The organism is Enterococcus dongliensis (genome assembly GCF_031927985.1).
GTDB lineage: Bacteria > Bacillota > Bacilli > Lactobacillales > Enterococcaceae > Enterococcus_A > Enterococcus_A dongliensis.
The window spans coordinates 111,310-133,059 of the sequence record NZ_JARPZC010000003.1; the positions used below are offsets into that span (position 1 = coordinate 111,310).

The 21,750-nt window shown below is 38.8% G+C and carries 23 protein-coding genes; 5 read left to right on the forward strand and 18 right to left on the reverse strand.

The annotated features are described in order from the left end of the window. Positions 1–12 precede the first annotated feature (12 nt). Positions 13–660: a GNAT family N-acetyltransferase gene (locus P7D84_RS03530; RefSeq protein WP_311805037.1), complete on the forward strand. Its 648-nt coding sequence runs from the start codon at positions 13–15 to the stop codon at positions 658–660. A 22-nt stretch (positions 661–682) separates the two neighbouring features. On the opposite strand, the gene P7D84_RS03535 is transcribed toward P7D84_RS03530, so the two are convergent. The 6 genes from P7D84_RS03535 to P7D84_RS03560 all read right to left on the reverse strand — a co-directional run bounded on the left by P7D84_RS03535 (position 683) and on the right by P7D84_RS03560 (position 5,776). After that, the gene (locus P7D84_RS03535; RefSeq protein WP_311800070.1) at positions 683–1,195 is read right to left on the reverse strand and encodes a dihydrofolate reductase family protein; all 513 of its coding nucleotides are present in this window, start codon (positions 1,193–1,195) and stop codon (positions 683–685) included. Between the two features lie 99 nt (positions 1,196–1,294). Further along, complete coding sequence (locus P7D84_RS03540) at positions 1,295–2,704, reverse strand: C69 family dipeptidase (RefSeq protein WP_311805039.1); 1,410 nt, start codon at positions 2,702–2,704, stop codon at positions 1,295–1,297. 81 nt (positions 2,705–2,785) lie between these two features. Further along, complete coding sequence (locus P7D84_RS03545) at positions 2,786–3,361, reverse strand: DNA-3-methyladenine glycosylase I (protein ID WP_311805041.1); 576 nt, start codon at positions 3,359–3,361, stop codon at positions 2,786–2,788. 183 nt (positions 3,362–3,544) lie between these two features. Next, positions 3,545–4,960 (reverse strand): signal recognition particle protein, encoded by a 1,416-nt coding sequence (gene ffh, locus P7D84_RS03550; RefSeq protein WP_311800073.1) that lies wholly within the window; start codon positions 4,958–4,960, stop codon positions 3,545–3,547. A 16-nt stretch (positions 4,961–4,976) separates the two neighbouring features. Continuing rightward, positions 4,977–5,315, reverse strand: a complete 339-nt coding sequence (locus tag P7D84_RS03555) for a putative DNA-binding protein (protein WP_311800074.1) — start codon at positions 5,313–5,315, stop codon at positions 4,977–4,979. After that, entirely contained in the window at positions 5,315–5,776 is a 462-nt protein-coding gene (locus tag P7D84_RS03560; protein ID WP_311800075.1) for a 2-thiouracil desulfurase family protein, read from the reverse strand. The genes P7D84_RS03555 and P7D84_RS03560 overlap by 1 nt, the downstream gene beginning before the upstream one ends. 141 nt (positions 5,777–5,917) lie before the next feature. Between P7D84_RS03560 and P7D84_RS03565 the strand changes: the two genes are divergently transcribed. Further along, on the forward strand, positions 5,918–6,613 hold the full coding sequence (locus P7D84_RS03565; protein WP_311800076.1) for a response regulator transcription factor: 696 nt from the start codon (positions 5,918–5,920) through the stop codon (positions 6,611–6,613). Continuing rightward, on the forward strand, positions 6,610–8,346 hold the full coding sequence (locus P7D84_RS03570; RefSeq protein WP_311805042.1) for a sensor histidine kinase: 1,737 nt from the start codon (positions 6,610–6,612) through the stop codon (positions 8,344–8,346). Before P7D84_RS03565 ends, P7D84_RS03570 begins: the two co-directional genes overlap by 4 nt. Positions 8,347–8,426: 80 nt before the next feature. Here P7D84_RS03570 and P7D84_RS03575 read toward each other — a convergent pair whose 3' ends face one another. Beyond that, positions 8,427–9,296: a phosphate ABC transporter substrate-binding protein PstS family protein gene (locus P7D84_RS03575; protein WP_311801136.1), complete on the reverse strand. Its 870-nt coding sequence runs from the start codon at positions 9,294–9,296 to the stop codon at positions 8,427–8,429. Between the two features lie 229 nt (positions 9,297–9,525). Here P7D84_RS03575 and P7D84_RS03580 point away from each other — a divergent pair, with 229 nt between their 5' ends. After that, positions 9,526–9,726, forward strand: coding sequence for a DUF4649 family protein (locus P7D84_RS03580; protein ID WP_311801137.1), 201 nt, complete (start codon positions 9,526–9,528; stop codon positions 9,724–9,726). 29 nt (positions 9,727–9,755) lie between these two features. Here the strand turns inward: P7D84_RS03580 and P7D84_RS03585 are convergent, their stop codons facing one another. After that, the gene (locus P7D84_RS03585) at positions 9,756–10,922 is read right to left on the reverse strand and encodes a pyridoxal phosphate-dependent aminotransferase (protein WP_311805044.1); all 1,167 of its coding nucleotides are present in this window, start codon (positions 10,920–10,922) and stop codon (positions 9,756–9,758) included. A gap of 336 nt (positions 10,923–11,258) precedes the next feature. Here P7D84_RS03585 and P7D84_RS03590 point away from each other — a divergent pair, with 336 nt between their 5' ends. Then, positions 11,259–11,642, forward strand: a complete 384-nt coding sequence (locus P7D84_RS03590) for a hypothetical protein (RefSeq protein ID WP_311800082.1) — start codon at positions 11,259–11,261, stop codon at positions 11,640–11,642. A 94-nt stretch (positions 11,643–11,736) separates the two neighbouring features. On the opposite strand, the gene ribF is transcribed toward P7D84_RS03590, so the two are convergent. The 10 genes from ribF to rimP form a co-directional block, all read right to left on the reverse strand. Continuing rightward, a complete protein-coding gene (gene ribF, locus P7D84_RS03595; RefSeq protein ID WP_311801139.1) occupies positions 11,737–12,681 on the reverse strand; it encodes a riboflavin biosynthesis protein RibF in 945 nt (314 codons plus the stop codon). A gap of 3 nt (positions 12,682–12,684) precedes the next feature. Beyond that, positions 12,685–13,608 carry a tRNA pseudouridine(55) synthase TruB gene (gene truB / locus P7D84_RS03600; RefSeq protein WP_311805046.1) on the reverse strand — a complete coding sequence of 308 codons (924 nt, stop codon included), beginning with the start codon at positions 13,606–13,608 and terminating at the stop codon, positions 12,685–12,687. A 343-nt stretch (positions 13,609–13,951) separates the two neighbouring features. Further along, on the reverse strand, positions 13,952–16,033 hold the full coding sequence (locus P7D84_RS03605) for a cation:proton antiporter (RefSeq protein WP_311805049.1): 2,082 nt from the start codon (positions 16,031–16,033) through the stop codon (positions 13,952–13,954). Positions 16,034–16,037: 4 nt separating this feature from the next. After that, positions 16,038–16,328: a hypothetical protein gene (locus tag P7D84_RS03610; protein WP_311800087.1), complete on the reverse strand. Its 291-nt coding sequence runs from the start codon at positions 16,326–16,328 to the stop codon at positions 16,038–16,040. A 122-nt stretch (positions 16,329–16,450) separates the two neighbouring features. Further along, the gene (gene rbfA / locus P7D84_RS03615) at positions 16,451–16,798 is read right to left on the reverse strand and encodes a 30S ribosome-binding factor RbfA (RefSeq protein ID WP_311800089.1); all 348 of its coding nucleotides are present in this window, start codon (positions 16,796–16,798) and stop codon (positions 16,451–16,453) included. Between the two features lie 20 nt (positions 16,799–16,818). Next, positions 16,819–19,371 (reverse strand): translation initiation factor IF-2, encoded by a 2,553-nt coding sequence (gene infB / locus P7D84_RS03620; RefSeq protein WP_311805051.1) that lies wholly within the window; start codon positions 19,369–19,371, stop codon positions 16,819–16,821. A gap of 12 nt (positions 19,372–19,383) precedes the next feature. Continuing rightward, entirely contained in the window at positions 19,384–19,686 is a 303-nt protein-coding gene (locus P7D84_RS03625; RefSeq protein ID WP_311800091.1) for a L7Ae/L30e/S12e/Gadd45 family ribosomal protein, read from the reverse strand. Next, positions 19,679–19,975, reverse strand: a complete 297-nt coding sequence (gene rnpM, locus P7D84_RS03630; protein ID WP_311800092.1) for an RNase P modulator RnpM — start codon at positions 19,973–19,975, stop codon at positions 19,679–19,681. Before rnpM ends, P7D84_RS03625 begins: the two co-directional genes overlap by 8 nt. A 19-nt stretch (positions 19,976–19,994) precedes the next feature. After that, positions 19,995–21,152 carry a transcription termination factor NusA gene (nusA, locus tag P7D84_RS03635; protein WP_311801142.1) on the reverse strand — a complete coding sequence of 386 codons (1,158 nt, stop codon included), beginning with the start codon at positions 21,150–21,152 and terminating at the stop codon, positions 19,995–19,997. Between the two features lie 65 nt (positions 21,153–21,217). Then, entirely contained in the window at positions 21,218–21,691 is a 474-nt protein-coding gene (rimP, locus tag P7D84_RS03640; protein ID WP_311805052.1) for a ribosome maturation factor RimP, read from the reverse strand. Positions 21,692–21,750 lie beyond the last annotated feature (59 nt).

Consider the following 21,750-nt stretch of genomic DNA (forward strand, 5'->3'; position numbering starts at 1 on the left):
GGAAGGGATCATTTGACAACTATTATTAGACATGAAGAACCAAAAGATTATCGTACTGTGGAGGAAATCACCCGTGAAGCATTTTGGAATCTTTACGTCCCTGGAGCAGAAGAACATTACATTGCCCACAAACTACGAAATCATCCTGATTTTATTCCAGAATTAACGTTTGTAATCGAGTTAGATGGCAAAATTATCGGCAGTATTTTTTATAGTCATACTAAAATCGTTGGAGAAGATGGAACAGAATACCCTGTGATCTCTTTTGGGCCGGTCAGTATCGATCCGGCTTATCATCGACAAGGTTATGGACGATTATTGATTGAACATTCCATCGCTGAAGCCAAACGTCTTGGTTACTCAGCTATTGTCATTGCTGGCTTTCCTTACCATTACCATCCTTATGGTTTCATTGGTGCGAAAAAATACCAACTTTCAATGCCAGACGGGAAATTCTATACCGGCATTATGGCACTTGTTTTAAAAAAAGGGGCTCTTGATGGGATTAAAGGAACCATTCTTTTTTCTCCAGGTTTATATCCAGATCCTGCTGGGTTAGCAGCTTTTGACCAGACGTTTCCAAAAAAAGAAAAGAACGTGTTGCCTCACCAAGCACAATTTCAAGTTACAGCTAGTGAGATCGATGAAAATGAGTATTAAAAAAAGCCAGAATCTGGCTTTTTTATTTTTTTAAATGGAGTTGAGCAAACTGGCCGAATTGTTCGGTTTCAAGTAATTGGAATTTTTGCTGGTTAGACTGTGGTAAAAAGAGCGGGACACCCTCGCCTAATAGAATCGGGACAATTTGAATCCACCATTCATCGATTAGTCCTGCTTCGATAACCGGTTGTAACAATGAGCCGCCGCCAATGACCCAAATGGTTTTATCTGCCGGCAATCGTTTGATAAATTCAACAGGATCATCATTGACTACTTGTATATTGTCATCGACGTCAATCATAGAGTGACTAAAAACAAAGTTTTCTTTTCCAGGATTAATTACTTCTAACTTGGCATCTCGTTTGACGACATCATAGCTTCGCCGTCCCATCATCGTATAATCGATCATTTGATAAAACGGATCGAAGGGGACAAGATCTCCGCCTTCTTGTTGGTACAACCATTCTAAACGATCTTCTTTATCTGCTAAATAACCATCTAAACTGATTGCTCCATAAAAAACTGCTCTTGCCATAAAACACACCCCTTTTTATCATAGTAACAAGTAACATCATCAAAACCTATTTTTTTGCATAAAAACAGCCTCCCAATTAATCGGGGAAGCTGTTTTTCATTACAAATTGATATCCATCTTATAAATTAATTTTGATAACTCGATACTGTCTTTGACTAATTGACCAATGTATTTCATCGCTTTTGTTTTCATCAATGCAACGATTTCTTGATTTTGTTTAGTTAAATAATCCGTCAAAACTTCTCCGTGCAACTCTTTTGCTTTTTCATCTGTTTCAGCAACTAATCGAATCAACGTTTCACGACTAGCTTTGACAAAATCGATGTCTGATTCGATTAATTCACTATAATGACCTTCTACTAACGCAGTGATTGTCCGATACATCCAATAACCATCCGCTAAATTCCACTCTAAGGAAGTATCATTGAAGCTTGGTGCTGTGTCCGTTGCATTTCCATAAAATGGTAAGTGCGGATTGAATGCAGGAACTCCTAAACAGACCCACATAATGGTCGAAAGCTCTTCTGGCACATGATTTCGTACTTGCATAATATGTGAATCTTGCGTCCGATTCAAAGCAATTGGGCGATAGAGATGTTTTTCCCGTTCCGTTCCTTTTCCATAAGGATCATAAACCGTTTCATTATAATGAGAACCTAAAATATACGCGACATCCTCAAGGCTGATTTTTCGACTGGCTTTGCGTAAAAATGGCAAATCTGAAGAAACCGGAGTCTGCTCGATTTCTGGATTTAAGTAGCGTTGACCAAACCAAACGCGCGGTGTATTGTAGTAACGATCTTTTTCAGTATCTGTTCCGAAAATATGGCGGAAATTAAAGCCTTCATGATCCGGATTCAAATGATGGTTTTTGACGAATGCTTGAATCCCTTCTGACCACATAAAATTATCTGGATCATTAAAGTCGATTTCTTCTTGAGCGATTTGATTTGCAATCACGGAATAATGGTCTTCTGGAATCCGTTGAGCGACCCAGTGATGACCTGTCACGATCTCCATATACCACACTTCATCTTTGTCACTAAAGACGACTCCGTTACCTTCAGGTGAACCATATTTTTTAATGATTTCTCCTAAATATGCTACGCCATGACGAGCCGAATCAATATATGGCAAAACAGCAACCACCATTGAATCTTCTGCAATACCATTTGCAACTAAAGGATCATAAGCAAGGACATGTTCATTTGCATAAACACTTTCTGTTGCACTGATTCCGACATTTTTTTCATTAAACCCACTACCACCAAAGATTCCTTCTTTTTCAACATTCACATTAGGCACCATTTGATACCGATAGGCTTTTTCCGGATAGTCAAACGTAAAACCATTCTTATTGGAAATATACTTGCCTGCTTGATGGTCTTTGGCTGGGATCACTTGGATCTTTTGCGGAGTATCTGCTACAAACATATCATTGTTGCGCGCCATCATTGTCGATCCATCCATCGCTGCTTTCTTTCCTACTAAAATCGTTGTACAAGCCATTGTTATTGCCCCCTGTTTCGTATGCCTCATTTTTGTACAGGTCAACTATAACGCTGATGACTCAAAAAGACCAAAGATAACCTAAAGCGTTTCCTTTTTCACTAATTCTGTGTAACGAAAACAATTTTTTTCATGATCATTGACGATTCCAACAGCTTGTAAGAACGCATAGATGGTTGTACTGCCAACAAATTTGAATCCACGTTTTTTCAAATCCTTTGCGATTTGATCAGATAATGCTGTTTTTGTAGGGATATCTGAGGCGGTGATTGGATGATTGTCTATTATTTGATAATCAGTAAATCCCCATAAATAATCAGCAAAACTTAATCCTTTTGCATGCATTTCTACTATTTTTTGGGAATTGTTAATCGCCGCTTCGATTTTTCGCCGATTACGAATAATACCAGCATCTTGCATCAATGCTTCGATCTTGGCTTCATCAAAATTAGCGACTTTCTCAATCTCAAATTGTTCATAAGCCAAATCAAAATTTTCCATTTTATTCAAAATTGTTTGCCAACTTAATCCTGCTTGATCCATATCCAAAACTAGTTTTCGAAAAAGTCGTTGCTCATCGTATTCTGGCACACCCCAAACGGTGTCATGATAGCGTTGCATCTTTTCATTATTTCCTGCCCATTGGCAACGGTACATTTCTCTCACTCCTTTAAGAATAGCTGCTTGTAGTATAGCAATGGGAAAGCGCTATGACGAGAAAAAATACCTGAACTAGCTATGATGTATTGCCTCTGTGACCTTGTAGGTCCTTCATCCCAATTTCATGAGAAGCAGCATTACAATATAGAAAGTTCAGGTATTCAGCTAGTTTATATTTTTTTATTTACGTTTCTTTTTCTTCTTTTTATTCTTCTTAACCATCCGGTTCAATGCCATCTTACCCATTTTACCTTTGATTCCTGAACCAAACATTTGATCCATTCCTGCTGGCATACTGCCTTTGCTCATTTGTTGCATCATCTTGCGTGATTCTTTAAATTGTTTAATCATGCGGTTAACTTCTACTACAGAGTTTCCTGAGCCAGCAGCGATTCGACGGCGACGACTTGGATTCAATAAATCAGGATCTTCTCGTTCTGCTGGTGTCATCGAGTAAACCATCGCTTTTTTGCGCTCTACGTCTTTAGGATCAACTTTGACATTTTCGATTCCTGGCATTTGGTTCATACCAGGGATCATTTTTAATAGATCTTCAATGGGGCCCATCCCCATCACTTGATCCAATTGTTCGATAAAATCATTGAAGTCAAAACTATTTTCTTTCATTTTACGAGCAAGTTCTTCTGCTTTTTTCTCATCATAGTCTTGCTGGGCTTTTTCAATCAGAGTCAGCATGTCTCCCATGCCCAAGATTCGACTAGACATCCGATCTGGGTGGAAAACTTCTAAGTCCGTTAATTTTTCACCAGACCCTACGAATTTGATTGGCGCACCGGTCACAGCTCGAATAGATAGTGCCGCACCTCCACGAGTATCCCCATCTAATTTAGTAATCACAACCCCGGTAATTCCTAATTGTTCGTTAAAACTTTGTGCTACATTGACTGCATCTTGACCAGTCATCGCATCGACAACTAAAAGAATCTCGTTAGGTTGTGCGAGTTCTTTAATCTGTTTCAACTCATCCATCAATGCTTCATCGATATGTAAGCGACCAGCTGTATCAATCAACACATAATCATTTTTATTTGCTCGTGCTTGCTCCATCCCTTGACGAACAATCTCAACAGGACTAACATCCGTGCCCATATCAAAAACTGGAACATCTAATTGCTGTCCTAAAACTTTTAATTGGTCGATTGCCGCTGGACGGTAGACGTCACCTGCGATCATTAGAGGACGGGCTTTTTCATTTTTAATCAGTTGGTTCGCAAGTTTTCCAGCAAAAGTTGTTTTACCGGCCCCTTGTAACCCAGCCATCATGATAACAGTCGGGATTTTCGGTGATTTTTCAATACCAACTGCTTCAGTTCCCAATGTTTTGGTTAATTCTTCATCAACGATTTTTACGATTTGTTGGGCGGGTGACAAGCTGTCTAACACTTCTGCCCCTAACGCACGTGTCCGCACTTCTTTGGTAAATTGCTTCACCACTTGCAAGTTCACATCGGCTTCAAGTAACGCAAGTCGGATCTCCCGCATCATTTCTGTAACGTCTGATTCCGTGATCTTTCCTTTTTTACGTAATTTTCCCATCGCAGCTTGTAAACGCTGCGTTAAACTTTCAAATGCCATTGATCAATTTTCCTTTCTATTCATCCAAATCCTGTAAGTTCGTAATTATTCCGGCTAAAAATTCATCCTTAGGATAATGTTCCGTTACATATAATTCTAACTTATCAAGTTGTTCTTCTCGTACGATATAATCAGAGAACAAATGTAATTTACGCTCATAATCTTCCAAGATTTTTTCTGTTCTTTTGATATTATCATAAACTGCTTGCCGACTCACCTGATATTCCTCAGCAATTTCTCCTAAAGAAAAATCATCTGCATAATATAACTCCATATAATTCATTTGCTTTTCAGTCAACAACGTTGCATAAAACTCAAACAACGCATTCATACGATTGGTTTTTTCGATTTCCATTACGTCATCCTCATCTCTTGCCAATTTTCTTCAGAATAAACGGGTAGCCCTTGTTGGATAAAGTATGCTGTTGCCACACCGACACCTTTGATGCGAGTGCCAGAAAAACTACCATCATAGATCAGGCTGCTGCCGCAAGAAGGACTTTTTTCTTTTAAGACCAATCCTGTAATCTGCAATTTTTTCAATTCATTGTAAGCGCTGATCGCACCTTGTTTAAACGCATCAGTCAGATCATTGCCCATTTTATCAAAGACTTTTGCTCGACCTTGCCAGACATCAAAACCATCGCCGCCTTGAATCTCAGCAGGTGGACGCGGTGTAGGCAAGCCGCCCAAAACTTCTGGACAAATCATTATCGCTTGTCCTGTTTCAACTAATTTTTTCAGCGCTGCGATTTCATTTGAATCGCCGTCATATCGACACGCTATCCCACCTAAGCAGGCACTAATTCCCAGCATGGCTATTTCTCCTAGTAAATTGATAGAAAATAGGTGACAAAACTGCCTTCCCATTATACCATTTATTCAGGTATGGAAATAGTCTTTCAGAAATGTTCTACCAAGAAAAATGAATTCCCTTACCTCAGAGAGGAGACACTTATGAAACGTGTATTAGTCGTAGATGATGAGCTTTCGATTGTAAAATTATTGAGTTTTAACTTAGAAAAAGAAGGCTATGCCGTTACTACCGCTGAAGATGGAAAAGAAGGTTATGAATTAGCCTTGAATGAAAAATTTGATTTCATTATTTTAGATGTGATGTTGCCATCAATGGATGGTTTAGAAATCGCCAAAAAATTACGGCAAGAAAAAATCGACACACCTATTCTAATGCTCACTGCCAAAGATGATACCATTGATCGAATCTTGGGTTTGGAAATTGGGGCAGATGATTACCTCACCAAACCATTTTCACCACGTGAAGTTTTAGCTCGAATGAAAGCTATTTTTCGACGAGTGGAACCTCGCCAAGAAACAGTAGAACATGAATTTTTAACAGCTGGTGAGATCAAGGCAGACTTAGCCAACTATCAAGTGAGCGTCCGAGGGGAAACCATCGACTTGACCCCGAAAGAGTTTGAATTATTAGTCTACTTTATGAAACGACAAAAACGTGTGATTGATCGCGACACATTACTCGATCGAATCTGGAAATATGATTTTTCTGGACAAAGCCGAATCGTAGATGTCCACGTCTCCCATCTACGAGAAAAAATCGAAGTCGATCCTAAACACCCACAATATTTGCAAACCGTACGAGGCTTTGGTTATAAATTTCAGGTACCTGCCCAATGAAACGTAAATATTTAGATTATCTGGTTCCTTTTTTACTAATCTGTCTGCTTTTTTTTGGTAGTTGGAAGTTAGCCAATCACTTTTTTACTAAAGAATTATTGGAGCTGCAAGAAGAATTTCTAACTAATAATGGCGAACTGCTTATCCATCGACTAGATTTGACCCGCCTTGATTCTGAGCAAAATCAAACTGCAATCCAAGATTTTGCACACGAGGCCCACGATCGAATCACCTTATTAGACCCAAAAGGAAGAATTATTTTTGATAGTGCAGAACCTGATCTTTCTGGCAATCGAGAAAATCGACCTGAAGTAAAATTTGTTTTAAATAAAAATGATATCGGCTCTTCTGTTCGGTATAGTACGACTTTGCAGGCGGAACTACTCTACACTGCTCAGCCGATGCGTTCAGGTGATGAGATTGCAGGTATTTTACGAGTGGCGAAAAAAACCTCTGATTTTCAATCAAAAACACAAAACTTCCAGCGAACCATATTTACTATTTTACTTTTGTTTTATGCCTTTATTTATTCGATCATTTGTTACTTGATATATCAGCGAAATCGACCGATTGAAACTGTCCTTCCTGTTTTGCAGCGAATGTTGAAAGAACCCGAAAAAAGCAATTATGTCATGCAAAATTCCTCACAATGGCGGGAACTTTATTTCACAGTCAACCAAATCAGTGAACAATTAAATGAGACTTATGCCGCCTATACATCGACGGAAGAGCAATTTTCTACTCTCTTCCATGAATTGACGATTGGTGTCTTTATTATTGATACTGAAGGACGCTTCATGATGATCAATCCAGCGATGGAAGAATTATTACAAATCGGCGGTGTCAGCCAACATTATTATTGGCAGGTCATCCAAGATAATAAATTCATCCAGTTGATTCAACAAGTCTTAGTCGATAAAAATCAGATTCATCAAGAAATCGCAACAAAATTGCCCAATCCGCTCAATCTCGATATTCGCTTGCGTTATATCGAAAATGAACTTAAAGGGGATCAAGTTATGGGAACGGTCTATGATTTGACTCATGTCCGTCGTTTGGAAAAAATCCAACGTGATTTTGTTGGTAATGTCTCTCACGAGTTAAAAACACCTGTGACCTCTTTGTTGGGCTTTACTGAAACTCTACTAGACGGTGCCAAAGACGACCCTGATCTGACTGAAGAATTTTTGACAATCATGGAAAATGATGCCAAACGATTGCAGCGCCTGATCCAAGACATTATTGAGTTATCAAAAGACGGTGATGATTTGGCAGAAGATCGACAAGCACTCGAGCTCAATTATTTCTTCCAACAGCAAATCGGATTGTATCAACATTTATTAAAAAACAAACAAATCCGAGTCACAATCGATGGTGCCAAAAATTGTTTCTATCAAACACGGTTGACTTTTTTTCAGCCGATCATCAAAAATCTTTTAGAAAATGCGATTCAATATTCTTCAAAAAATAGTCAGATTGAATTAAGTTATCATCTGTCAGATCAATTGATTATAACGGTCACTGATCATGGAATCGGCATGTCAAAAGATGATCAAAAACGGATTTTTGAACGTTTCTACCGAGTAGATAAAGCGCGTGCTCGCCATTCAGGCGGGACCGGTTTAGGCCTTGCTATCGTCAAAGAATACAGCGAGATCCTTGGTGGAACAGTCAAGGTAGAAAGTCATCCAAAACTTGGTTCTACTTTTACAGTCATCTTGCCAAATAATTAAAAATTAGACAAAAAGAGTGGAGACAAAAATTGTCTCCACTCTTTTTGCTAGGTAGCATGAATATTTCTCCAATAAATGACTTATTTTATTGTGCCATCTGCAGTTCGTTCCACTTTCATTGCTGTGATTGGCAAGTATCCTAATTCTTTAACTGGTCCGGATTGTATCTCGTCGCTAGTCATGTAGGTCAAAAAATCTGCTAACACTTTATCTGGTTCACCTTTTGTATACATATGCTCATAAGACCAGATCGGCCATTTATTTGTAGTGATGTTTTTCATATTAGCTGTCACACCTTCTAATTGTAACGCTTGTAAACTATCATCAACATAAGATAAGGCTAAATAACTGATGGCTCCTGGTGTTTGGGCGACAATTTTTTTCACTGTTCCTGAAGAATCTTGTTCCTGAGATTGGATAGACTCTTTCCCGTCTAATCCCCATTTCTCAAATGTCGCGCGTGTACCGCTACCAGATGCGCGATTGATTACTTGGATTGTTTCATCCTTACCACCAAGCTCCTGCCAGTTTTTGATTTGTCCCGTAAAAATATCAATCAATTGCTGTTTAGTGATATTTTTTACACCGACGTCTTTATTGACCACTGGTACAAAACCAACAACAGCTACTTTATGATCAATCAATTTACTGGCATCTATGCCTTCTTTTTCTTCTGCAAAAACATCAGAATTACCGATTTCTACAGCACCGCTCTCAACTTGGCTCAATCCTGTGCCGCTCCCGCCTCCTTGAACGGAGATTTGGACATTCGGATGATTTTGACGATAACTTTCTTGGGCTGCATCGACTAATGGTTGCAGCGCAGTCGATCCAACTGCTGTGATTTTTTCAGCTTCTTTTGCTGAACTGGAATCTTTCGTGGCATTACCAGCACCACACCCTGCTAAGACAATCACTGAAAATGCTATCGCTAAACTAATTTTCTTCATCATTTACACTCCTCATAAATTTTTTTTTTGAGAAAACCTGTGAAAAACTGGTTTTGATTCTCGTTTATTTCCTCTTTACTTTAACAATAGGATGTAAATATCTGATTGGGTGCTTGTAAATGATTCGTAAAGAACTGTAAATATTTGGTAAAGACGAATTTACTTACTTTTTATTAGTTTTAAGATACAATATGCCTATACAAAATAATTCATGAGAGAAGTGAAAGATATGTTCGTTATAACCTATGAATTGAATGGCTCAGTAAAAGAAGCGAGTTACACTAACACCAATGAATTTATTGCCGCTCAACTAAAAGAAGTCCCTGATTTGCCTGATTACTATCATGTGATAAAAGCCGAGACTAATAATAAAACAATTCCCTTAAAGGACCAAACAATCAGCGGTTTGTTCAATTACTTAAATAACTAAAAAAAGGCGGATCAATTGATCCGCCTTTTTTAATTGTTTAGATAGTCTGTCAAACGCTTCATCGCTTCTACCAAGTTTTCCATCGAAGCAGCATAACTAAGTCTGATATATCCTTCGCCTTCAGGACCGAATGCAATTCCCGGAATGAGGGCAAGTTGATTTTTCTCAGCCAAATCGATACAGAATTTCATCGAATCTTGCTCTTGATCTGCAGGGATCTTAGCAAAAATATAAAACGCTCCTGATGGACGTGCCACATCAAAACCTAAGTTAGTCATAGTTTGATAAACAAAATCGCGTCGTTCTCGATATTCTTCTCTCATGACTTCTGCATCCGAAATCCCTTGCACGAGTGCTCGGACCGCTGCTTTTTGTGAGATCGTCGACGCAGCTGTTACTAAATATTGATGAACTTTGATGATTTGTTCTACCAATTCTGCCGGCGCAAAAATAAAGCCGATCCTCCATCCTGTCATAGCATGAGACTTGGACAAACCATTGATTAAAATTGTTTGTTCCCGTAAGTATTTACCAAATGAGACATGTTTGGTTTCATAATTCAGTTCACTATAGATCTCATCACTGATTACAAAAATCGGATATTTTTTCAATGTCGCACTTAAAGCAGCAACCTCTGCTTCATTATAAGCTACTCCTGTTGGATTTGACGGTGAAGTAATGATAATTGCCTTAACCTTGTCGCCATGTTCTGCTATCGCTTGATCAATCTGCTCTGGCGTTAAAACAAAGCCGCTTTCACGTGTGTCAATATAAACCGGTTCAGCACCTGCTAATAAAATTAATGGTTCATACCCTGGATATGTCGGTGCTGGTAATAATACTTTATCTCCAGCTTCCAAAATCGCTAATAAGCTAGCCGACAATGCTTCCGTTGCGCCGACAGTCACTAAAACTTCTGTCTCCGGCTGATAATTAACTGTATATTTTTCAGATAAAAAACAGCTCGCAGCTTTTCGAACATCAATCAAACCAGACATACCGGTGTAATGGCTGAAATTATCCTTAATTGCCTGTTGCCCTGCTTCTTTAATATGCTCCGGGGTATTAAAGTCTGGCTCGCCTAACGTCAACTTTAACATATTAGGAATTCCAGAAACTTTTTCATCAAATTGACGAATCAATGAGACGGCAATTTCATACACATTTTTATTAAATCGATCTTGCACTTTATTCATATAACCCCTCCATTTCTAATCATATTATCACAATTATTCAGATAGTAAAGTAGAAATATTGTGTAATTTTGTTAGGTTTAATAAAGCTTTTACCATATCTAACACTTCTTTGCTTGTTCTCACCTAATTTTTACAAAAATATTCATTTAACTTATTTTTCCTTTTTAGAGCATCTTAATTACTTTACTAAGAAAAAAATTTACTTCTAAACAGATAATGGTTTGTTGATAGCAGCATAAAATAACTTTAATTATTCCCGTCATTTTTCGATTTGTGTTGAATTGACATTTTATCAATCATAAAATAACCTTAGAGGCACTCGATTGGAGGTTATCTATGATGTATAAAAAAATCTTACTGTTGCCATTTAGTTTCTATTTAGTTCCATACATGCATCTTTCACTGGCAATTGATTATCTTTTTGATTCACTGATAGGAATTTTTTTATTTATGATAGTAACTATCACTATCGGGTTTTATGCAAAAAAAATACACTGTATATCTTTACTGATTTTAGGCAATATCATCAATATTTTATTGAGTTATACCTTGATTGTTTTAAAAAGTCCTTTAGTTGAGCTCTATCATTCTTCTTCACCTTTTATAGTTGCGATTCCGCTGATCATTCTCTTTCTATTTACACAGTTGACAGGTATTTTTTGGGCACACGTTCTTCAAAAAGAAGGCGCTCTTTCCACTGATAAAGGAAATAAAAATTAACTGTCTTACATTTTAATACAGTCAAAAAGCTTCGGATCTCCTCAGTGATCCGAAGCTTTTATTGGTTGATGAATCAGCAACGATTAAATAACTTTTATTTCTTAAAATAATCTCTAGTAGCCTGTTCGTCTACTTCAAGTTGGCGAATCAATCCATCCACAGTTTCAAAAGCTACCTGACCACGCAACATCTGATACCAACGGACTTTTACTTTTTCTCCATAGATTTCTTGATGAAAATCTAAAATATTGATTTCAACAGTCAGCAGGCGATTAGAGCCAAAGGTATCATTATGTCCGATTGATCCCATCGCTGGGTACCATTGATCACCAACCTTGATCTCATTAACATAAACACCTTCTTTAGGCAGTTTCATGTCTTCTGGCACTTGGATATTCGCTGTAGGATAACCCAACGAACGTCCACGTGCTTCACCGTGAATGACAGTCCCGCTAATTTCATAAACATACCCTAACAAATGATTGGCTTCTTCTAAACGCCCTTCTGATAACAAACGACGGATTCGTGAAGAACTGATTTTTTCTGTTTCATGTTCTTCCGTTTTTTTTGCAACAATGACTACTTCAAACCGATCCTTTGCGTATTTCGGCAGATGTTCCGCATCGGCCGACTGATCTTTTCCAAAATTGTAATCAAACCCTGAGACTGCGACTTTGCCATGCAGTCCAACAATATATTGATCAACAAATTCTTGAGGTGTCAACGCGGCAAAAGATGACGTAAACGCTACTTCATATAAAAGATCCACGCCTAGTTTCGCCATTCGTTCTTCTTTTTGCTTCAGAGTTGACAGGTATTTGATTGGTTTGCTTTGAACTTGTTGAAAGACGATTGCTGGGTGTTGATTGAATGTCATAACAGCTAATTTTAATTTCTTTTCCTCAGCGATTTTTTTTCCTGTATTGATTACTTCTTGATGTCCTCGATGAACACCATCAAAAAAGCCTAAAACTAATACACAATCTCCTGTTGGGATTTCTTCCGGTTGATATGGATGACGTAATTTTATGATTTCCATCTGCTATACCTCGTTTCGAATCACTTTACTAGGTTTTAAAAGCCAGCTTTTTTCTGGATGCTGTTTATAAAGACTGACTAATTGCTCTTGATAAAAAAATGCAATCAATTCTCCCGGCATCTTTTCCAAGTTAAATGTCTTCAACGGTAAAACTTGGCCGTTTTTTACTTTTTGCCAATCTTCAGTAGTAAGATTGATCCGTGGAAAAGCATTCATCGCTTCCTCGATTGGCCGCAAGGCGTGATCAATCTGGTTTTGCTCCATTAACTCACTAACCTGTGCTAAGGTCATTGCCTGTCCGACTGAAAAACCTCCGCTTGCCAAGCGAGTCAAATCAGACATATGAGCAGGATAACCCAGTTTTGCTCCAAGATCTACGGCTAATGTTCGAACATACGTCCCTTTCCCACAAGTTACTTGAAAGCGCCAACTCTGCGTTTTAGTCTCGGCATCATAAACAGGTGCCGTGGTCCGCTTGAAGTGTTCAATGATTGCTTCGCGTTCTGGTCGTTCGATCGTTTCACCTGCTCGAGCGTATTCATACAAACGTTTGCCGTTTACTTTTACCGCAGAATACATCGGCGGCACTTGTTTGATCTTTCCAATGAATGTCCCCATCATCTGGTCGATTTCTACTTCGGTTAAAGGAAGATCTACCGCTTTTGTTTCCACCACTTCACCGCTGCGGTCTTCTGTCGTAGTAGAAAAACCAATCGTGATTTCACCTTCATAGATTTTTCCACTGTCTTGTAAGTATTCAATTACTTTTGTTCCTTTACCGATGCAAATAGGCAAGACACCATCTACATCAGGATCTAGTGTTCCTCCATGACCAACTTTTTTAGTCTGTAAAATCTTTCTTAATTTAAAGACACAGTCATGACTTGTCATACCGCGCTCTTTCCATAACGGCAAGATACCGTCCATTTTGTCTCCTCATTTCATCTTATAATTAACGTTCCCATTATAGCATAGCCGTTCCGAGAATTGGCAAGATAGCTTTTGACTCCACGACTTTGATTTATTTTTCCCATCTTTACTGCAAAAGTTAAATTACAATCGAATCATTCTACTCGTTTAACAATGTACAACTAAATGGAACACCGCTAAATTGACTATTATTCCTAACAGAATACAAAAAAATATCCGAACTATCATCGATGTATTGCTTTTGTACTTTCACAGATTTTTGTCACTAATCTGTGATGGACAGCCGCTTTACATTTTAGCTAGTTCAGATAGTTCGTTTAGTGTTAATTTGGACATACAGTTATTCTTTTTTTGCTCTGGCTTTTTTCTTTTGTCGTTGACGATTCAGCGCAAATGAGATACTCGGCTCAGAAGATTGGCGCATAGTATATGATTCTAACTGATTGACTTGGTGCCGATAATTATTTGCCGTAAAATTAGTAATTTCTTCGTCAACTTCGTACTTGTCAATCGTTTTTCTTTCTAGGTAGAACCCACGGATCAATTCTTTTGCATACAGCGGATCTTGTTGAATCAGGTATGTTCCAAACAAACCATGTCCACTCACTTGATGCATCAAATTTTTTCGTTCGTCTACAAAAAAATCAATCAGATCTTCATCATAAACATCTCGCAAGTTTTCTAAACTGTCTAAGATTGCTTCACTGTTTCGGATAAATATTTTTCTAAGAGACGAAATATCTTGATTATCAACGATTTCTTTGCGTTTTTGCTGTCGTTGCCAGAACATTTTCGGATGCATGATGATCCGAATGATCCGCCGAACAAAAATCAGCCAAAAACTTAGTAAAGATAACATCTGCTTAGTTACCGACTCAGAGACATTTGAAATAAAACGTGAATAAAGACGATATGCACCCGCATCGATTTGATGTCTTCTATAACTTTCATCCAGCCCATCTCGTTCAACGGAAATAATCAAGGCTTGGATTTCTTGAAATTCTTGTTGCGCACTCTCAGGCATCGAATTATTGAAGATTTGTTGAATTCGTCCTTGGTAATTTGCGATGACTGCAAGTAAGGCAAAACGTTCTTTTTCACTGAGTTGTTTATTGTCCAGATCAGCATACAGCTCATTGATAACCTCACGTAGTATCAACATCAGTTTCGGGTCTGTTGGAGGGATGACTTCACCTTCAGATAAGATCGGCAGTAAGATCATCCCGATAATCAAGGTTAAGAAAGTCACACAAGCGGTGATAAACAAAAGCAGCGAACGTTCAGGAAATGCCAAACCATTCACCGTTGCTGGTAAAATAAAAATCGTCGCAATACTAACAGTTCCTTTGACACCGCCAAAAGTCAATAACAAACGGTTTCTTAACTGTGTACGATTTATCTGCCAGCCTTGAGTAACAATATAAAAACCGCTGACAAATAAAAACCGCAGGGCAAATAAAAGAGCTGTCAATAATAATACGATTCCTAAAAGATGAGTATTGGAATAACTTTGACTATTCCAAACAGGTGAAAAGACTTGCGACAACTCGATCCCTAAGAAAATAAAGACTAAGGCATTTAGCATAAAACTGATTGTATTCCATGTACTCTCAGTTACATTTGATAACTGAGCTTCAAATAGATTGACACGGCGAAAGCCTGTCGCTTGTAAAATACCAGTAACTACTGCAGCAATAATTCCTGAAGCATGGAATAATTCGGCAATAAAATACGCTGTAAACGGTAAAATCAGTTCAATCAGTAGATACGCAGAGACATCTTGCGCAGAGATCCGTTCAATAATTTTTATAATCTCATTTTTTAGCCAAATGATCAATAATCCTACTAAAACACCAACAACACTAGATTCTAACAATGAGATCGACGCATCCATCGCTGAAAATCGACCTGTCAAAAGAGCCGCTACCGCAAACTGAAACGCTGTTACTCCGGTTGCGTCATTAATCAAGCCTTCACCTTCTAGAACATGCATGACTGACTCAGGAATCTGCAATCGCTTCGCTAATGAATTGACAGCTACTGCATCAGTCGGTCCCAATGAGGCTCCAAAAGCTAAGCAAGCTGCCAGCGGAATCATCGGCAGTATTTTATGCAGTACAAAGCCTAGACCAAACAGTGTGAAAATTACACCGCCAAAAGCCAATAATAAAATCAAGCCAAAGTGTTTCAAAATCGAAGGTATATCTGCCGTCTCACCTTCTCGAAACAATAACGGTGCAATGATCATCACCAAGAACACCTCAGGTTCAAAATGAATCGAACTGCCAACTTTAGTAAATCCTAAAATAATGCCAATAATAATTTGGATCATAAAAATAGGAAAGGAAGGAAAAACTTTTGCTAAAACATTTGATAAGGTAATGGCAATGGCTAAAATGATAATAATCTCAATTAAGCCCATTCACTCACCTCGGGGAACAATTCTCTTTGGCTTTAGATAATAATTTTAAGAACTCGCGTTTCTTATTGATGATACGATCTTCTAATTCAGATAACTCTTTTGAGTCGTCATCTAATGAAAGTTGGGCTCGTTTTGTTTCCATTCGTAATAACTCATGCTTCATCCGTTCTAATTTCCGTGATGTCAGCAGATTGATTTTTTTAATTTTTTGTTTCACAGCTTTTCGTTCTTCCGGGCTCAAGTTCTCAAACTCTTTATGGAGAGCTTTCATCCGTTCTTCAAATTCTGTTGTCATTTTAGACTTTGCCTCCTTGAAAATATCCAGCAAAAGGATTACTTACAAACTGCCTACACTGTAACAGGATTTTTCCAATAATGCAAAAAGAACCTGAAAAATTTTTTCAGGTTCTAACGAATTTATTCTTTATTTAAATCACGGATCAGCTGGTCGATTTTAGAACCGTACTCAACTGATTCATCCAATTCAAAAAACAATTCAGGCGTCTTATAGATTGATAGCGCCTGGCCTAGTTCTCGGCGAACCAAACCGCTTGCTTTATTCAATCCTTCTTGCGCCTTTTCTTTATCTGAAGCTTTGTCAGATAATAAGCTGTAATAAATCGTCGCTTGTTGCAAGTCCCCAGTAACGTGTACATCTGTGATGTTCACATTCTGGACGCGCGGATCACGAACTTTTTTTCGCAAGATATCATTGACTTCTTTTAAAATCTCCTGCGCAAGACGACGATCGCGATAATTTGGCATAGCGATTGCCTCCTTAAAAACTATTTTTGTTTGATTTCTTCCATGATGAAGGCCTCGATAACATCGTCAACTTTGATGTCGTTGAAGTTTTCAATCATTGCGCCACATTCGTAGCCCATTTTCACTTCTTTTACATCATCTTTGAAACGTTTCAAGCTGGCAAGTTTACCTTCAAGAATAACGATCCCATCACGGATGATCCGGACACCGCTATCTCGTTGGATTGACCCTTCGTTAACGTAGCATCCTGCAATCGTTCCAACTTTCGAAACTTTGTAGGTTTCACGAACAGTCATTTGACCAGTGATTTTTTCTTCGTACTCAGGATCAAGCATTCCCTTCATCGCTGTTTCGATTTCTTCGATTGCTTTATAGATGATCCGGTGTAGACGAATATCTACTTCTTCAGCCGCTGCTTGTTGTTTTGCTTGCGGTGTAGGTCGAACGTTGAATCCGATAATAATCGCATTACTTGCTGCCGCTAAGGTAACATCACTTTCGTTGATTGCCCCAACAGCCGAATGAACGATTTTTACCCGTACGCCTTCGACATCGATTTTTTGCAATGATGCAGACAATGCTTCAGCAGAACCTTGTACATCTGCTTTAATGATAACATTTACTTCTTTTAATTCGCCTTCTTTAAGGGATTCAAATAAGTTATCCAACGTCACACGAGCATTGGCACTGCGATGTTCTAACACCGCACGTTTAGCACGTTCTTCACCTGCTGCACGAGCTGTTTTTTCATCATCAAAGATTGCAAAACGATCGCCAGCTTGAGGAACGTCATTCAATCCCGTAATTTCGACTGGTGTTGCTGGTCCAGCAGCTTTTTCACGACGACCAATATCGTTCGTCATGACACGAACACGTCCATAAGTATTACCAACAACGATTGGATCGCCGACTCTCATCGTACCTTGTTGTACCAATAATGTCGCAACTGGTCCTTTTCCTTTGTCTAGACGAGCTTCGATAACTGTTCCAATACCATGTTGTGTTGGATCAGATTTCAAATCTTCTACTTCAGCAACTAAGAGGATCATCTCTAATAATTCATCGATGTTTTGATTGAACTTCGCTGAAATCTCTACAAAGATCGTATCACCGCCCCAAGCTTCTGGAATCAGTTCGTATTCACTTAATTCTTGCATTACGTGTTGTGGGTTAGCACCTGGTTTATCGATCTTATTTACGGCTACGATAATCGGTACTTTTGCTGCTTTTGCATGGTTGATGGCTTCGATTGTTTGCGGCATTACTCCGTCATCAGCTGCAACAACTAAAATCGTGATATCTGTGATACTTGCACCACGTGCCCGCATACTTGTAAAGGCCGCATGTCCTGGTGTATCTAAGAAAGTGATTGGTTTGCCATCAATGTCGATTTGATACGCTCCAATATGTTGTGTGATTCCGCCGGCTTCTCCACTAGTTACTCGAGAATGACGCAAAGTATCTAGCAACGTCGTTTTCCCATGGTCAACGTGTCCCATAATCGTTACAACTGGTGGACGAGAAACTAAGTTTTCTTCATTCACATCTTCTGCATCAAAGAAACGATCAATATCTGCAACGTCAATCGTCACTTTTTCTTGTGACTCAATACCGTAGTCAGTTGCTAATAATTCAATTGTATCTTTATCCAATGGTTGGTTTTGATTAACCATAACGCCCATCATAAATAATTTTTTGATGATTTCAGCAGGCTCGCGATGAATTTTCTTTGCGATATCCGCTACGTTCATGCCTTCTGTATATTCCAATACTTCTGGTAATTCACGGAATTTACGTGGTGGAACAGCTGGTTTTTGACTTTGTTGCTGTCTACCTTTTTTACCCTTTTTATTGAATCGGTTTTTATTACGATTTTGGTTGCCGCCAAAACTATTATTACGGTTTTGATTGCCTCCTGAACGTTGCCCTTGGTTGCTGTTTTGATTGGAACGTTGGGTATTGTTTGTTCCGCTTTGCGCTGGACGTTGCCCTTGGTTTTGACGTTGCGCATTATTTGTTCCGCTTTGTGCTGGACGCTGGCCTTGGTTTTGACGTTGCGCATTATTTGTTCCGCTTTGCGCTGGACGTTGGCCTTGGTTTTGACGTTGCGCATTATTTGTTCCGCTTTGCGCTGGACGTTGCCCTTGGTTTTGACGTTGCGCATTATTTGTTCCGCTTTGTGCTGGACGTTGGCCTTGATTTTGGCGCTGCGCATTGTTTGTATTGCCTTGCGTTGGGCGTTGCCCTTGGTTTGAACGGTTTGCGTTCGCTGAGTTGTTTGTCTTATTATTTTGTGTCAAGTCTTTATTTCCTTTTCTATTCTGGAAATTTGGGTTGTTCTTCGAGCTCTTTCCATGGAATTTTGATTTTTCGTGCTGGTTAGCTGATGGTTTTGCTTGAGTAGTTTGTTCAGACTTGCTAGAAAAAGCTTGTTTCAATTTTGATTCGTCATCTCCGGATAATGTACCCATATGATTTTTAACGTCCATACCTAAAGACTGTGCTTTTTCCACGACATCCTTATTTGATTGATTCACTTCTTTGGCAAATTCATATACTCTTTTTTTTCCCATGCAATCACCTTCCTAACCTGTTATTAACGTCATAATTTTGTTGGCGAATCCTTGGTCTAAAACCCCGATAACTTTTCGCGGTTTTCCAATCGCGCCTAAAATCTCTCCTTGAGTAAATTCGATAAAACATGCCGTTTGGTAATACTTACTTTTATCTGATACCTTTTTTTGGGTATTTTCACTGGCATCAGTAGTAACGATCACGAGTTTTACTTTATTTTTACGAATCTCATTGATCGTTAATTCTTCCCCTGTAATCAGTTTGCCTGCACGCATTGCAAGGCCTAACATGTTCAAGGCCTTCTGTTTATTCATTGCCGAAGAGCTCTTTTCTGGCTTTTTGGTGCTTCACATAATCAAGTAGTTCTTGATAAAATTCATCGCTTAAATCAGTCCCCAAAGTTCGGTCTAAGATACGTTTTTTCCACGCTTCTTCGACTTCAGCCGGCTCCAATGCCACATAGGCGCCGCGACCTGGTTTTTTACCTGAAGGATCGATTGAAACATCTCCTTCTTTTGACTTAGCAATACGAATCAATTCTTTTTTAGGGAACATTTCACCGGAAACGACCGATTTACGCAAAGGAACTTTTCTTTTTTTCATTTGCTGTCCTCCTATCGGGCTATTCTTTTGTTTGATCAGAAGCAGGATCTTCTGTCAATTCTGGTGTTATTTCTTCAATCTTTTCGTCGATCACTGGATCAATTTCTTCAACTTCTGATTCATCGTAGTTTGCGTAAAATTCTTCCATGTCAGATTCAGATTTGATATCGATCTTATGAGCTGTTAGTTTAGCTGCAAGCCGTGCATTTTGGCCGCGTTTACCGATAGCAAGTGACAATTGATAATCAGGAACTACCACTGTACAAACTTTTGGATTTGCGACGTCAAAGATAACATCTTCCACTTGCGCTGGATTCAAAGAGTTCGCAATAAATACTGCGGGATCTTCATTCCATTCAACGATGTCCATATTTTCGCCTTTTAATTCGTTGACGATTGCTTGAACACGTTGACCTTTAGGACCTACACATGTTCCCACTGGATCGATATTAGGATCTGTTGAACGAACAGCTACTTTTGCGCGGTCACCAGCTTCACGAGCGATGCTGACAATTTCCACGATTCCATCATAGACTTCTGGAATTTCTTGTTCAAATAAGCGGCGCAATAAATCCGGATGACTGCGACTTACAAAAACTTGTGGTCCTTTTGACGTATTTTCTACTCGTGAAACGTAAACCTTTATCCGATCATGGGGCTTGTAATGTTCATTGGGCATTTGGTCTTGTTTTGATAAGACCGCTTCGATCTTACCTAAATTGACATAGATGTAACGATTGTCTTGACGTTCTACCACACCTTGCATGATATCGTTTTCGTAGGCGCTGTATTCATTATAGATAATACTGCGTTCAGCTTCACGCACACGTTGTAAAATAACTTGTTTCGCTGTTTGAGCAGCAATCCGGCCAAAGTCTTTGGGTGTTACTTCAAAACGAATCGTATCACCGATTTCATATGCTGGGTTGATAGCCATCGCATCTTTCAATGAAACTTCTAATTGTGAATCCATGACTTCTTCCGTCACTTCTTTTACGGCATATACATGGATATCCCCTTTTTTCTCGTTGAATTCAACTTCAACGTTTTGAGATTGACCATAGTGGCGTTTATATGCAGAGACTAAAGCTGCCTCCAACGCTTCGATCACGATTTCTTTCGAAACACCTTTTTCTGCTTCTAAAGTATCCAAAGCATTTAGCATTTCTTTACTCATTTTAACTTTCTCCCTAGTTCATATTAACGAATCTATTTTTTGAAAAAAATAGGTTTGATTTCAACTTAAAATTCGATCGCAAAACGGGCTTTTGCAATATTCTTACGTTCAAAAACCATATCTTTAGTACGTGTTTTGATTTTGACTGTCAATATTAATGTATCTTCAGTCACTTCTTTTAAGAAGCCTTGATATTGTTTCTCACCATCAATCGTTTGATACAACGAAACGTTGATGTATTGGCCGATTGCGTTTTGGTAATCTTTTTCTTTTTTCAATGGACGTTCGGCCCCTGGTGAAGAAACTTCAAGAAAATATGCTTGCGGGATTGGATCTGGATCGAACGAATCCAACTTATCACTGAGTTTCTCGCTGACAAAAGCACATTCTTCAATATCGATGCCGCCTTCTTTATCGATAAACACTCTTAAAAACCAACTTTTTCCTTCTTTGACGAATTCCACTTCGACTAACTCAAAATTTTGCTCATCCAAAATGGGTGTTACTAAGTCAGTCACTGTTTCGACTACACTGCTCAAACTGTCAGCCTCCTTTAATCCATTAAAAAGAGTGAGCGAAAAATCCGCTCACTCACCAT